At 61.6% G+C, this 14,557-nt stretch carries 8 protein-coding genes; 2 read left to right on the forward strand and 6 right to left on the reverse strand.

All coding sequences use genetic code 11. The features are described from left to right. The 4 genes from AC1RTP_RS05455 to ypfJ form a co-directional block, all read right to left on the reverse strand. Positions 1-852: a CheR family methyltransferase gene (locus tag AC1RTP_RS05455; RefSeq protein WP_498605426.1), complete on the reverse strand. Its 852-nt coding sequence runs from the start codon at positions 850-852 to the stop codon at positions 1-3. 8 nt (positions 853-860) lie between these two features. Beyond that, a complete protein-coding gene (locus AC1RTP_RS05460; protein WP_498605429.1) occupies positions 861-5,753 on the reverse strand; it encodes a hybrid sensor histidine kinase/response regulator in 4,893 nt (1,630 codons plus the stop codon). Between the two features lie 284 nt (positions 5,754-6,037). Further along, complete coding sequence (locus tag AC1RTP_RS05465; protein WP_498605432.1) at positions 6,038-8,095, reverse strand: prolyl oligopeptidase family serine peptidase; 2,058 nt, start codon at positions 8,093-8,095, stop codon at positions 6,038-6,040. Next, the gene (gene ypfJ / locus AC1RTP_RS05470) at positions 8,065-8,955 is read right to left on the reverse strand and encodes a KPN_02809 family neutral zinc metallopeptidase (protein ID WP_498605436.1); all 891 of its coding nucleotides are present in this window, start codon (positions 8,953-8,955) and stop codon (positions 8,065-8,067) included. The genes AC1RTP_RS05465 and ypfJ overlap by 31 nt, the downstream gene beginning before the upstream one ends. A 66-nt stretch (positions 8,956-9,021) precedes the next feature. Here ypfJ and AC1RTP_RS05475 point away from each other — a divergent pair, with 66 nt between their 5' ends. Then, positions 9,022-9,711: a hypothetical protein gene (locus AC1RTP_RS05475; protein WP_498605439.1), complete on the forward strand. Its 690-nt coding sequence runs from the start codon at positions 9,022-9,024 to the stop codon at positions 9,709-9,711. On the opposite strand, the gene AC1RTP_RS05480 is transcribed toward AC1RTP_RS05475, so the two are convergent. Then, entirely contained in the window at positions 9,698-10,366 is a 669-nt protein-coding gene (locus tag AC1RTP_RS05480) for a CehA/McbA family metallohydrolase domain-containing protein (protein ID WP_498605441.1), read from the reverse strand. The two genes, AC1RTP_RS05475 and AC1RTP_RS05480, sit on opposite strands and share 14 nt — an antisense overlap. Before the next feature lie 22 nt (positions 10,367-10,388). Continuing rightward, the gene (locus AC1RTP_RS05485; protein WP_498605442.1) at positions 10,389-11,132 is read right to left on the reverse strand and encodes a hypothetical protein; all 744 of its coding nucleotides are present in this window, start codon (positions 11,130-11,132) and stop codon (positions 10,389-10,391) included. A 288-nt stretch (positions 11,133-11,420) separates the two neighbouring features. On the opposite strand from AC1RTP_RS05485, the gene AC1RTP_RS05490 reads away from it, so the two are divergent. Then, entirely contained in the window at positions 11,421-14,516 is a 3,096-nt protein-coding gene (locus tag AC1RTP_RS05490; protein WP_498605445.1) for a CHASE domain-containing protein, read from the forward strand. The last annotated feature ends 41 nt before the right edge of the window (positions 14,517-14,557 follow it).

Raw genomic sequence — 14,557 nt, forward strand, 5'->3', positions numbered from 1 at the left:
TCAGTTGATGCGCTTATACCAGGGCTGGCCGGGGCATATCGCCTGGTAGCCGGAACTGAATGGATCGGCGGGATCGAGCTCGCGGTCCAGGCCGAGGGTGCCGAATGGCACCAGGCTGTCGTGGAAAAGCTGGATCACTCGCTGGCGCAGCAGCGGGCCGAAGTCGGGCAAGGCGCGCCGGCAGGCGATCAGGTTGAACTCATTGAACGATGCGTCGGTGACCAGGTTGTACTGCGCCCAGGTGATATGGCTGCGCAGCGAGGGCGCCAGCGTGACGCGTCCGGCCTGGATATTGAAGTAGTCGGCCAGGCGGTTCTTGCCTCCCGCCTGCGCGTAGGCGGCTTGGGCGCTTTCGAGTTCGGCTTCCGGCAGCCAGGCGGCGGCTGCTTCGTCCAGCATATCGTCGCTGGCGACGGTGGCGTGGATTTCAGCGTGGGCCAGCAACCCCATTTCGGCCAGGATGATGGCGAGAGTCCAGGCCTGGCCCGCGCCTGCGCAATCGGCCAGCCAGATGCGAGGCAGGGCCGCGCCGCGCAGGGAATGCTCGGCGGCCTCGCGCAGCATCAGGGCTTCGGTCGGGTCGTCGAATAGAGTGGCCGGCGGCACGTGCAGGGCGCGCAGCAGGCTGCCCGCAGTGGCAGGATCGTGCAGCACATGATCCTGCAGCTGCGACAGCGTGGCCATCCCGCGCTGCTGCATGAAGCCGAATAGCTTGCGTTTCAAGGACGCGCGGTCGTGCAGGCGGAAGTCGAAGCCGAAGCGGCGCACCACCGCCTCCAGCAGCAGCTCCAGCTCGAGTTCTTCCAGCTCCGGCGCCGCGCTGCGGCGCAAATCTTCTGCTGCGCCCATCATTGCCGCCCTCAATGGAGCCAAACCCGCATCAGCGACAGCAGTTGCGCCACGTCCACCGGCTTGGTGATGTAGTCGGAAGCGCCGGCCGCAATACACTTGTCGCGGTCTCCCTTCATCGCTTTTGCCGTCAAGGTGATGATAGGCAGCGAACGGAATTTAGGGATGCGGCGGATGGCGCGCATGGTGTCGTAGCCGTCCATCTCCGGCATCATGATGTCCATCAGGACGATTTCGATGGTCGGGTCGCGCTCCAGCACCTCGATGCCGTCGCGCCCGTTCTCGGCGAAGGACACCAGCATCTGCTGCCGTTCCAGCAGCGAAGACAGGGCGAATATATTGCGCAAGTCATCGTCGACGATCAGCACTTTGCGCCCTGCCAGTGCGGCATCGGCGGCGTGCACTTCTTCCAGCATGCGGCGCTGCGCTTCCGGCAGGTTGGCCTGGGAACGGTGCAGGAAGAGGGCGGTTTCATCCAGCAGGCGCTCCGGCGAGCGGGCATCCTTGATGACGATGGTCTTGGCGTAGCGTTTCAGCTTCGCCACTTCCTTGCGGTTCAACTCCTTCGCGGTGTTGATCACGATCGGCAGGTCGCGCAGGCGCTGGTCCTTGCCGATCATGTCCAGCAGGTCGAAGCCGCTGATATCGGGCAGGGTCAGGTCCAGCACCATGCAATCGAAGTGCGAGGCGTGCAGTGCGCTCAATGCTTCTTGTCCGGTGCCGACCGCGGTGATATCAACGTCTGTGTCGCCAATCAGCTTGACCATGGCGTCGCGCTGGTTTTCTTCATCATCTACTATGAGCAGGTTGCGCTTGCCGCCGATCAGGAAGCGTTGGATGCGCGTGAACTCTTCGTTGAGGTCTTCCTTGCTGACCGGTTTGTTCAGGTAGGAGATGGCGCCCGAACGCAGCGCGCGCTCGCGCTCGCGCATGCTGGACATCACATGCACGGGAATATGGCGCGTGCTTGGATCGCGTTTCAGACGTTCCAGCACGGTGAAGCCGTCAATGTCCGGCAAGTCAAGGTCGAGCAGGATGGCCGATGGCAGGTAATCGCGCGCCAGGCTCAGAGCCCAGTCGCCCTGGTGGGTGACGATGCCCTTGAAGTTCTTTTCGCGGGAGAAGTCCAGCACCACTTTGGCGAAGCGTTCGTCGTCCTCGATGATCAGCACCGAAGGGTCGCCCGGCGACGTCAGGCCGCGATCGTCGATGGTGGAGCCATAGATTTGCTCATCTTGTTCGACCACCTGTTCCTGTGGCGGTGTTGCGTACACCACTGATGGCGTTGCGATGATCGGGTTGTTGCTTGCAGGCGCCGGCAGGCGTGGCATGGCCGGCAGGCGGGCAGTCTCGTAATACACAAAGCCGGAACGGTTATATGGCAGGAACAGCGTGAAGGTGGACCCGGCGCCGACCGTCGATTCAACACGGATCTCGCCGCCCAGCAGGCGGGCCAGCTCGCGCGAAATCGACAGGCCAAGGCCGGTACCGCCGTATTTACGTGCGGTGGAACCGTCGGCCTGCTGGAAGGCCTCGAAAATCAGCTGCAGCTTGTCGCCCGCGATACCGACGCCGGTGTCGCTGACCGCGAATGCCAGCACCGCGTCTGCATTGCCCAGGTTCGGGTGATCGTTGCTCCAGCCGGCCCCCACCAGTGCGATGCCGAGCGAAACCTGGCCATGGTTGGTGAACTTGAACGCGTTGGACAGGAGGTTTTTCAGCACCTGCTGCAGGCGCGTGGTGTCGGTCATCAGGGAAGCGGGCAGGTTCTCACCCAGTTCCACCGTGAAGCCGAGGTGCTTCGCTTCGGCCATGTGGCGGAAGGTACGCTCCACATAGCTGCGCAGGTTGGCGAAGCGGTATTCCGACACGTCCAGCGTCACGGTGCCGGATTCGATCTTCGACAGGTCCAGGATGTCGTTAATCAGGGTAAGCAAGTCGGAGCCGGAACCGTGGATGGTCTTGGCGAATTCCACCTGCTTGCCGGACAAGTTTCCTTCCGGGTTGTCGCCCAGTTGCTGCGCCAGGATCAACAGCGAGTTCAAAGGCGTGCGCAGCTCGTGCGACATATTTGCCAGGAACTCGGATTTGTACTTGGAGGACAGCGCCAACTGCGTGGCTTTTTCTTCCAGCGCCAGTTTCGCCTGTTCCACCTCGCGGTTCTTCCGCTCCACTTCGATATTCTGCTCGGATAGCAGGCGGGCCTTTTCCGCCAGCTCCTGGTTGGTCTGCTGAAGTTCCTGCGCCAGCGACTGCGACTGCGTCAGCAGCGATTCGGTACGGCTGTTTGCCTCGATGGTGTTCAGCACCACGCCGATCGATTCCATCAACTGGTCAAGGAAGGAAAGGTGGGTCTCGGTGAAGCGGTCCAGCGAAGCGATCTCGATCACCGCCTTCACCTGCTGCTCGAACAGGATAGGCAGCACCACGATATTGGTCGGCGGCGCCGCGCCCAGGCCGGAGCTCACCACGATGTAATCGCGTGGCACGTCGGTCAGCCAGATACGCATTTTCTCCAGCGCGCACTGGCCTACCAGGCCTTCCCCAGGCAAAAAGGAAGTCGGAAGCTTGCGCGAGGAGCGGTAGCCGTAGCTGGCGATCATGCGCAGGCGGGCGTCCGCCAGCTGCGAGTCCATCATATAGAACACGCCGTGGTGGGCCGACACCAGCGGCGCCAGCTCGGACAGGATCAGTTTCGTCACTGCCTGCAAATCGCGCTGGCCCTGCAGTAGGCGGGTGAAGCGTGCCAGGTTGGTTTTCAGCCAGTCCTGCTGCGCATTCTTCTGCGTGGTTTCCTTCAGGTTGCGGATCATCTCATTGATATTGTCCTTCAGGTAGGACACCTCGCCGCGCGCCTCCACCTGGATGGAACGCGACAAGTCGCCGCGCGTCACGGCGGTCGCCACCTCCGCAATCGCGCGCACCTGGTTGGTCAGGTTTGCCGCCAGCTGGTTCACGTTTTCGGTCAAGTCCTTCCACGTACCTGCCACGCCGGACACGTTTGCCTGGCCGCCCAGCTTACCTTCGGTACCCACCTCGCGCGCGACGCGGGTCACTTCCGATGCGAAGGAAGACAGCTGGTCCACCATCACGTTGATGGTGTCTTTCAGCTCAAGGATCTCGCCCTTCACGTCCACGGTAATCTTTTTCGACAAGTCGCCGCGGGCCACAGCGGTGGTCACCGCCGCGATATTACGCACCTGGCCCGTCAGGTTGGACGCCATGAAGTTCACGTTGTCGGTCAAGTCCTTCCAGGTACCGCCGACGCCCGGCACATAAGCCTGGCCGCCCAGCTTACCTTCCGTACCCACCTCACGCGCCACGCGGGTCACTTCCGATGCGAAGGAGGACAGCTGGTCCACCATCACGTTAATGGTGTTTTTCAGTTCAAGGATCTCGCCTTTAACGTCGACGGTAATCTTTTTGGACAGGTCTCCGTTTGCCACGGCGGTGGTCACCTCCGCGATATTACGCACCTGGCCTGTCAGGTTGGACGCCATGAAGTTCACGTTGTCGGTCAAGTCCTTCCACGTGCCGCCCACGCCGGACACGTTTGCCTGGCCGCCCAGCTTCCCTTCGGTACCCACCTCACGCGCCACGCGTGTCACCTCCGAAGCGAAGGAGTTCAGTTGGTCCACCATCACGTTGATGGTATTTTTAAGTTCGAGAATCTCGCCCTTCACGTCCACCGTAATCTTCTTGGACAAGTCGCCGTTCGCCACGGCGGTGGTCACCTCCGCGATATTACGCACCTGGGAAGTCAGGTTACCCGCCATGGAGTTCACGGAGTCGGTCAAGTCCTTCCACGTACCGGCCACGCCCTTCACCTGCGCCTGGCCGCCCAGCTTGCCCTCAGTACCCACCTCACGCGCAACGCGGGTCACTTCCGATGCGAAGGATGACAGCTGGTCCACCATCACGTTGATGGTGTTTTTCAGTTCAAGGATTTCGCCCTTCACGTCCACGGTAATCTTTTTGGACAAGTCACCGTTTGCCACAGCGGTGGTCACCGCCGCAATATTCCTCACCTGACCGGTAAGGTTGGACGCCATGAAGTTCACGTTATCGGTCAAGTCCTTCCAGGTACCGCCAACGCCCGGCACATAAGCCTGGCCGCCCAGCTTGCCCTCGGTACCCACTTCACGGGCCACGCGCGTCACTTCGGATGCAAAGGAGCGAAGCTGGTCCACCATTACGTTGATGGTGTCTTTCAATTGCAGGATCTCGCCGCGCACGTCCACCGTAATCTTTTTGGACAAGTCGCCGTTCGCCACGGCAGTCGTCACCTCCGCAATGTTACGGACCTGGGAAGTCAGGTTACCCGCCATCGAGTTCACGGAGTCGGTCAAGTCTTTCCACGTACCCGCCACACCCTTCACCTGCGCCTGGCCGCCCAGCTTACCCTCGGTACCCACCTCGCGCGCCACGCGCGTCACTTCGGACGAGAAGGATGTCAGCTGCTCCACCATCGTGTTCGCGGTCATCGCCGCACGCAGGTACTGGCCTTTCAGCGGATGGCCGTCAACCTCCAGCGCCATGGTCTGCGACAAGTCGCCCTTTGCCACGGCGCCGATCACGCGCGCCATTTCGGTGGTAGGTCGAACCAGGTCATCGATCAGGGTGTTGACCGCACTGATGATGGTGGCGTAGCCGCCAGGGACATGCACATTCGCACGCTGCGTCAGGCGGCCCTCACGGCCCACCACGCGGCTCACCTCCGTCACCGTCTTTACCATGCGTTCATTGGTTTCGATGATGTCGTTGAGGGTATCGGCGATCTTGCCCGACACGCCGGTCCAGTCGGACGGCAGGCGCGCAGAAAAGTCACCTTTTTTAAGGGCCATGAGAGTGGACAGGATCAGTTTAAGGTCCAACTCTTCCGGCAATTCGGTCATGTCGTTCATTGACGCTACCTCAGGGGGTGAAGGTGGAAAGCAGGCGAAGACCTAATGTCACTCGGGCAGTTGCGACAGTCAAGTACAACGCTGAACAAAAGCTTCACTTTGTTAACTTTGCAACACGCAGAGCAACTCTTTCCCTAGCATAAAGACCTGCAATATTCCAACGCGCACGATTGGGTTTGAAAGTCGGGGTCAGGTCGAGCAAACGGACACGGGCTCAAGCGCGCAGCGCTTGAGCCCGTGTCCGTTTGCTCGACCTGACCCCGACTTTTACCTGACCCCGACTTTTACCTTAGTTGCTTCAGGAGGAAGGCGTAGGTCAGGGCCCACATTTGGGCTTGCTGGTCGTTGTTGGCGGCGCCGGCGTGGCCGCCTTCGGTGTTTTCCCAGTACAGGACGTCGTGGCCCTGGGCCTTCATCCTGGCGACCATTTTCCGGGCGTGGCCGGGGTGTACGCGGTCGTCGCGAGTCGAGGTGGTGAACAGGACGCGGGGGTACTGTTTGGCTTCGGACACGTTCTGGTATGGGGAGTACCGGCTGATGTAGGCCCATTGCGCAGGATCGTCGGGGTCGCCGTATTCGCCCATCCACGAGGCGCCGGCCAGCAGCTTGCTGTAGCGCTGCATGTCGAGCAAGGGGACCTGGCAGACCACAGCGTTGAACAGCTCGGGGCGCTGGGTCAGTGCGGCGCCGACCAGCAGCCCGCCGTTGCTGCCGCCCATGATGCCGAGGTGGCGCGGGCTGGTGATCTTGCCCCTGATGACGTCTTCGGCGACGGCGATGAAGTCGTCGAAGGCGCGTTGGCGGTTTTCTTTCAGTGCGGCCTGGTGCCAGCGCGGACCGAATTCTCCGCCGCCGCGGATATTGGCCAGCACGTAAATGCCGCCTTGCTTGAGCCATGCTTCGCCGGTGGTGCCGCTGTAGAAGGGCTTCATCGATACTTCGAAGCCGCCGTAGCCGTACATCACAGTCGGGCTGCTGCCATCCAGCTTGGCGTTCCTGTCCATCAGGACGAAGTAGGGCACTTGCGTACCGTCCTTTGAGGTGGCCATGTGCTGCTGCACGGTGTATGGCTCGGCGTTGAAGAAGGCGGGCATGGATTTCAACGCGCTGCGCTCATCGCTGCCGGCATTGGCCAGGTACATCGTGGTCGGGTTCAGGAAGTCTGTCACCGTCAGGAAGTACTGGTCGGATTCGATCGAATCCAGCGCTTGCACTTCTAGCGTGCCGAAGGCGGGGGCGTTGACGTCGCGCCGCTGCCATTGGCCGCCCACATGGTGCAGTTCGACCAGGCGGTTTTTGACGTTATCGAGAATGTTCAGCAGCAGTGCGGTGCGCGTGGCGGAGACGCCGTCGAGCGAGCTGCTCGGCGTTGGCGTGAAGAGCACTTCAAATTGGCGGTCGCCGGCCATGAAGCGTTCGAAATCCGTCGCCAGCAGCGAGCCTTGCTGGTAGGTCGCGCCATCGACTGTCCAGTCGGAGCGCAAGTCGATGATCAGCTGGTCGCGTACAGTGTAGGCATTGGCGTCGCCCGGCTTGTCGATCTTCACAAGCCTGGCGCCGTCGCGCACAAACAGTTCGCTTTCGTAGAAGCCGATCTGGCGGCTGATGAACTGGTAGCTGTAACCTGGCGTGAAGTCCTTGTAGGCGCCGACGCCCAAGTCGTCTTCCCGTGCTTCGAACAGTGTGGTGGCTGCCGCCAACGGCGTGCCGCGCTTCCACTCTTTGACGATGCGCGGGTAGCCGGAGGTGGTCATGCTGCCTTCGCCGAAATCGGTCGAGACGAAGATGGTGTTGGCGTCGATCCAGGCGATGTCGCTCTTCGCTTCCGGCAGGTTGAAGCCATCCGCCACAAAGCTGCGCGTTATCATGTCGAACTCGCGCACCACGTGCGCATCGCCGCCGCCGCGCGAGAGCTGCACCAGGCATTGCTCGCCTTTGGGATACAGGCCGGTTACGCCATGCCACACCCAGTTTTCGTTTTCATCGGCTGCGAGCTTGTCGATGTCGAGTATCGTTTCCCACAGCGGCTCGGCTTTCTGGTATTCCGCCAGCGTGGTGCGGCGCCAGACGCCGCGTGCGTGCTGGGCGTCGCGCCAGAAGTTGTAGAAGTAGTCGCCGCGCTTGCTGACGTAGGGGATGCGCTCTTTGGAGTTGAGGATGGTTTTCAGGCGCTCGTGAATGCCGGGATAGTCCGGCTGCGCCTGAAGATCCTTGAGTGCGACGGCGTTTTGTTTTTCAACCCAGGACAGGGCTTCTTCGCCGCCTACGTCCTCCAGCCAGAGATAGGGATCGGGCGTCCCTTCCTGGCGCGTCACAGTTGGCGTGCCTCGAAGGTGTTGCACTGCGCGATTTCACCCGACTCAATGCCGCGGTTGAACCAGCGCACGCGCTGAGCCGAGCTGCCGTGGGTGAAGGAGTCCGGCACCACGTCGCCGCCGGCTTGCTTTTGCAGGGTGTCGTCGCCAATGGCGGTGGCGGCGTTCAATGCCGCTTCCACGTCGCCTTTTTCAATGATGTTGCGGGCGCGGTTGGCGTGGTAGGCCCATACGCCGGCGAAGCAGTCGGCCTGCAGTTCCAGGCGCACCGAAAGGGCATTGCCCTGACGTTCGGACGAATTCTGCTGCGCGTGGTGCACCTTGTCGCTGATGCCCATCAGGTTCTGCACGTGGTGGCCGACTTCATGCGCCAGCACATACGCTTGCGCGAATTCGCCCGGAGCGTGGAAGCGCTGCTCCATCAGGCGGAAGAAATCGAGGTCGATGTAGACGTCTTTGTCGCCAGGGCAGTAGAACGGGCCGGTCGCCGACCGACCCATGCCGCAGGCAGTTGGATAGCTGCCGCTGAAAATCCTCAGCTTAGGCTTTTGATAAGTGCCGCCATTTTGTCGGAACAGGTCCGTCCACACATCTTCTGTGTCTGCGAGGACGACTTTCATTAATTTGAATTCGCGTTCTTCTGCGGCTGAGTGCTGGCGTGGTTGCTGTTGTTGCTGGCTTACCTGGGCAGGTCCGCCGCCACCGCTCAGCAGGCCGAGGATGGTCAGGGGATTGACGCCCAACACCCAGCCGCCAATCAGCGCGATAACAATGGTGCCGATACCGATCGAACGGCCGCCGAAACCAAATCCGCCGCCGCCACCGCCACCGCCTTCGCCGCGTACGTCTTCGACGTTGTCACTTTCCCTGTTGCCGTCCCAGCGCATTTTCGTAACTCCTTGTTTATTTTCGCTAAGTGTAACGCATTGGTGCGCGGTGCAGGCGCACGTACAATGCTGGCTATGAAGATTCCAAGCAGAGTAATGGTCCTGGCGCTGGCCGGCGCCGTGGCATTGGTGCTGGCGGCGGGCGGCGCCTGGTACTACCAGCGCTTACAGGATCGCGGCAGCGTGCCTTGCGCGCAGCAGCCCGCATCCCAAATGAGCCCTTATTGCCTGGCGCAGTCGAAGGCGGCTGCTAAGCGCGGAGACCGGGCTGCGATGGCGGCGCTGGTTGAATATTTCGACAAACGCCAACCGGCGGAGGCGGTGCGCTGGACCCGCACGGCGGCCAATTTGGGCGATCCGCACGCCATTAGCCGGGTGCTGGCTGGGTGCGGCGAGGGCGGACAATTTGCTGCCGCCGAAGCGCAGGCCCTGTTGCCGAAAGCGCCGGCGCTGGACGCGTTGAACTACCGCCTGGGCGGTTCCTGTGCGGCGCCGGACATGGCCGCGGCGCGCGCAGTGGCGCCGGCCGAGCTGCTGGCGGCGCCGGATAGTGACGGCTTGTGCAAGGTGGCCTTGCGTTATGGCTTGCTGCGCATGTCGCGCGAGGGCGAGAAGCTTGACTCGCAAGCTGCGACGCAATTGCTGGCTGAGTGCGAGCGCCGGCAGCAGGTTGCACCCATTGTGCGCAAGGAAGCGGAAATCGTGCGCCAGATGCTGGCGCGCGAAGTCAAGCCGGTCCACATCACTGTTGATTGACCCAGATCGGGGCTGACCAGAGCTGATTGCCGTCGTCTTGCGTAATGCGGGCGTAATAGAAGTGCAGGCCTCGCTTTGGCTTGATATCGTGACGCAGCCCTTTTACGCCGGGCAGTGGCTTTACTTCGCCGCGTCGGCCCGGGATGCCTTCCATGATCGCAACGGCTGCGACGCCGCGTCCTGCCGCGCTGCGGAAGTGCACCTGAAGCTTGACCGGTCCCCGGTTGTCGATCTGCGCGCCCATTAACGTCCCGTTTGCTGTCAAGGCGATTGAGCCATGTTTGTCCATCGTCGCGAAAACATGGCGTGCCCGGATGGCGTCGAGCAGTGCGTTGGCTGTCGGCGCGGTGCCGGCTGGCAGAAGGATGCCGGTGCGGTTGCCGAACGAGGCGCCCCAGTTGGCGCAATGGTTGTCCTGGTCGCTGCTGAAGGCCAGGTGGTACCCGGCCTCCATAAGTTTGCCGCAGGCCTCTTTGTAAAAGCTGTGACGCGGCTCGCCTTCGTCCAGGCGGTTGGAGAAGGCGTTGGTGTTCATCACTTCGCATAAGGCCATGACGACGCCGCCATCTGCGTTGAAGGCGAGCGGTATGCCGTCGACCGGGAATTGGCTGGAATTCGGATGGTTGAATTGCCCGATGCAGCCCTGTTCATTCATTAGCCGGTATAGCGCGGCGTAGTCATTTTTTTTGCGTGCTGACGTCTTCAAACGGTTCGCCGCTGCTGCTGCGTTCCCAGCCGAGCAAAGCAGGGCTGTTGAATATATTGAGGTGGCCGCCGCCGCTGATGACGCCCCATTCCATGCCGTACAAGGCTACAAAGCCGGGATGGCTTGCGGTGAATTCTTCGGCGCTGGCAAGGCCCAAGCGGTAGAGCTGACGCGCGGCTTGCGGGTCGGCTTCCGGATCGCTGCCATCGCTGCCGTCGTACATGTGGTTATGCTCGGAAGCCATCAGGAAGTCCAGGCCGTGCCGGCGGGCGAATTCGAAGGCGTCTTCCGGCCCAAAGGCGCCGCTGTGCGGCGATTGGGCGCCATGGCATTGAGCTATATCGCCGCCGCCGTCGCTGTGGTTGGTCTGGCTGTGCAAGTTGCCGTAGATGATGTCGTAATCGAGTCCGGCAAGCCGCACGAGTAGCCGCGTTAATGAGTGGGCCACTGCGCCGGCTGCAACAGGGGCCAGCAGTTGAGGTTGGCCGATGGAAATGGGGCGCTGCTGACAGATATTGCCGGCTTGCATCCGAAGCTCGTAAATGCCGGCCGGTAGGGTGAATGTAGGGAGCCAGCTGATCGTGATTTGGCCGCTGCCGGCCGGCATGGCGTGGCGTCCGCGCCACTGGCGGAGCAGGGCGCCGTCCGGCCGATAGAGGCCTAACCGCCAGTCCAGATTGCTTACCGGTTGTGCACCCGGGAGTGTAAAGTGCACTATGAAAGCCCTGCTTTGGTCCGCTGGTGGGGATGAGAAAGCGGCCTCTAGCATGACCTCGAATTCCCGGTGTTCCAACACTGGCGCGGTGGACGCGGGCGGTGCGGCGCCAACAGGTGCTGCAAGGGAAAGCGCCAAGTAGTGCAAGCAGGCTAGGAAATTCCGGCGCGGGCGGGATGCCGGTAAGATGTGGAAACCGTTTTTCATGATGAGTCCTCCTGACGCGCTTTGGATCAGGGGACGAGGAATTGGTTCCGTTCCGGACTGCTTTAATAGTATGCTGCTTAAATGCAAGACTTTTCACAATGGATGAAGCATAGGGTGCGGGGCGTAGCCAGCGGGCGGGCATTGTTCTGGGGCCTGGGCCTGAGCCTGGCAACCGCCGTTGGCGCCACCTTGTACGCGACCACGTCCAACACGGTCGAGGACGAGGCACAGCTGCGCTTCGACAATATGAACCGCGCCACCCAGTACAGCATTTCGGCGCGCGTGAAAGCCTATTCGGATGTGGTGCGCGGCCTGGTCGCGCTGTTCCAGACTTCCGACCATGTGAGCCGCCTGCAGTTCCGTCAATACGTTACGACCCTGAACATCGGCAAGCATTACCCCGCGATCGAGGCGATCAATTTTGCGCCGGATGTGCCGCAAGAACAGCGCGATGCTTTCGTATCCGAGGTGAGGGCGGATGCCAGCCTGACTCCCGGCGGCTATCCCAAATTCGATATTAAGCCGCCTGGCAAGCGTGAACATTATTCGCCGCTGATCTATCTCGAGCCGATGGGCATGTTGATGGAAAAATTTGGCGTCGATATCACGGCCAATCCGAACATCGACCGTGCCATGCAGCTGTCGCGCGATACGGGGGAAGTCAGCGCCTCCGGCCAGCCCGTGATCGTCAAGCAGCCGGTTCCCCATATCGGCCTGGGCATGCGCCTGCCGGTCTACAAGCGCGGCATGCCGGTGAACGACGTGACCAGCCGCCGCGCCAATTTCCTCGGGTCGGTGGGCATTGGTTTTTCGGTGTCCAAATTGATCCAGGGCGCCATCGACGAGATGGCCGACCGCCAGGTGCACATGATCCTGTATTCGGATGCGTCGACCGATCCGGAAAAGCGCAGCCTGAGCATCGAGAGCGATGACCGCCTGCTGTTCAACGATAACGGCTCGATCAACAAGCCGGCCGCGCTGCCCGGCAATCCTGACGATTACTTCGTTTCCGTGCTGCCGATCGATTTCAACGGCAGCCTGTGGAAGGCCCAGTTCTACGCCCGCAAGGACGCGATGATCGTGGGCTTCGACCGCTGGATTCCGTTCATCGCGCTGTTGACTGGTTTTACCGGCACCTTGCTGATATACGGCTACTTCTTCACCATGTATGCGCAGCGCCGCAACGCGCTGGCGCAGCGCCGCCTGCTGGACAGCGTTCTCGATAACGTCGAAGCACACGTCTACATGAAGGACCAGGAGCGCCGCTACGTCTACGTCAATGCCAAGATGGCGGAGGTGATCGGGCTGCCGGTGGATGAAATCCTGGGCCGGCTCGATGTGGAAGTCATGCACAAACGCGAGGCGGATGAGGCATGGCGCGAAGACCGCGTGGTGCTAGCGGATGGCCAGAAACGTTCGGGTGAGGCTAGTTATACGGATCGCCACGGCGTGGTGCACCACCTGTGGACTGTTAAGGCACCGGTGCGGCTGGATAAGGACGTGACCGTGGTCATCGCGCTCTCCACCGATGTCACCGAGCTGCACATGCTGAAAGAGCAGGCGCGCGCGGCCAACCAGGCCAAGAGCGATTTCCTGTCGAATATGAGCCACGAGATTCGCACGCCGATGAATTCCGTGATCGGCATGGCCCACCTGGCGCTGAAGGGGGCCACCAACCCGAAGCAGAAGGATTACCTGCAAAAGATTTACCATTCGGGCCAGCACCTGCTGGGCATCATCAACGACATCCTCGACTTCTCCAAGATCGAGGCGGGCAAGCTGGACCTCGAAGTGCTGGACTTTGCGCTGGAGTCTTTGCTGACCAATATTTCTAGCCAGTTGGGCGATGCGGCGAGCCGCAAAGGGCTGGAGCTGGTGTTCGAAATCTGGCCAGGCCTGTCGCACCAGTTGCGCGGCGACCCGCTGCGCTTGGAGCAGGTGCTGCTGAACTTCACCAGCAATGCCATCAAGTTCTCGGAAAATAACAAGATCTACATCCGTGCGCGGCCCGTTGAAGACCGCGACAATTACACCGTGGTGCGATTCGAAGTGCAGGATGCGGGTATCGGCATGACGCCGGCCCAGGTCTCCAACCTGTTCCAGTCTTTCCACCAGGGCGATACGTCGACCACCCGCAAGTACGGCGGAACGGGCCTGGGCCTGGTGATCAGCAAGCAGCTGGCGGAGCTGATGGGCGGTACGGTTGGCGTGGAGAGCGAACCGGGGCACGGTTCTACCTTCTGGTTCACGGCCAAGCTGCAAAAGGGCACGCACCTGCTGCAGGCCACCGACAGCAACGCGCTGCAGCCGGACATGCTGGCGCCGATCCACGGCGCTTCCATCCTGCTGGTGGAGGACAATATCTTCAGCCAACAGGTGGGCCAGGAGTTGCTGGAAGATGCCGGCGCCACTGTGGTGGTGGCCAACAATGGCAAGGAGGCCATCGACCTGCTGCTGAAAGAGCATTTCGATTGCGTTCTGATGGACGTGCAGATGCCGGTAATGGATGGCTACGAGGCGACGCGCCTGATCCGCGCCCATCCGAAACTGTCCGGCACCCTGATCATCGCCATGACGGCCAATGCCGGCCGCGAAGACCAGGCGCGTTGCCTGGCCGCGGGCATGGACGAATTCGTGACCAAGCCGATTGCGCCGAACCTGCTGTTCTCGGTGCTGTCGAAGTGGATGAGTCAGCGCGCTGCGGAAGGCCGGTCGGCGCCGGTGCGCAGCACGGCCGCGCCAGCACCGGCGGCGGTGCCGGCCCCGGATCCCGCTCCGATCGCGGCGGCGGAGGCGGAGCCTGAGGAACAGGCAAGCAATGGCGAGTCGGAGCTGTTCGACCTGCGCGCCCTGGCGCAGACCTTCGGCAACAAGCCTGAAAAGATGCGCAAGTACGCCAATATGTTTATCGATTCGGCCCAGGATGGCATGCGTGAGGTGCAGGCGGCGCTGGAGGCGGGCGATATCGTGCGTTTGTCGGAACTCGGTCACCGCATCAAGTCTTCGGCGCGTGCGGTCGGCGCCATGAGCTTCGCCGATCTATGCCTGGCGCTGGAAAAACTGACACCTTCCGACAGCATCGATCGCGCCCGCGCCATCGTGATCCAGATGCAGCCTTTGCTGGACCGCCTGCGCGAGCATATCGCGCAAGAAATGAACGCCAATATCCCCGGATAAGCCGGTTTGCGGCGATAATGGCAATCCTTGCTATATCGCTG

The sequence above is a fragment of the Pseudoduganella sp. GW821-FHT11H04 genome, assembly GCF_058807935.1.

Excerpts from the sequence above, each read along its gene's own strand:
- AC1RTP_RS05460 (WP_498605429.1), bottom strand. The coding sequence starts at position 5,753 with ATGAACGACATGACCGAATTGCCGGAAGAGTTGGACCTTAAACTGATC.
- AC1RTP_RS05480 (WP_498605441.1), bottom strand. The coding sequence starts at position 10,366 with ATGAATGAACAGGGCTGCATCGGGCAATTCAACCATCCGAATTCCAGC.
- AC1RTP_RS05455 (WP_498605426.1), bottom strand. The coding sequence starts at position 852 with ATGATGGGCGCAGCAGAAGATTTGCGCCGCAGCGCGGCGCCGGAGCTG.
- AC1RTP_RS05490 (WP_498605445.1), top strand. The coding sequence starts at position 11,421 with ATGCAAGACTTTTCACAATGGATGAAGCATAGGGTGCGGGGCGTAGCC.
- AC1RTP_RS05475 (WP_498605439.1), top strand. The coding sequence starts at position 9,022 with ATGCTGGCTATGAAGATTCCAAGCAGAGTAATGGTCCTGGCGCTGGCC.
- ypfJ (WP_498605436.1), bottom strand. The coding sequence starts at position 8,955 with ATGCGCTGGGACGGCAACAGGGAAAGTGACAACGTCGAAGACGTACGC.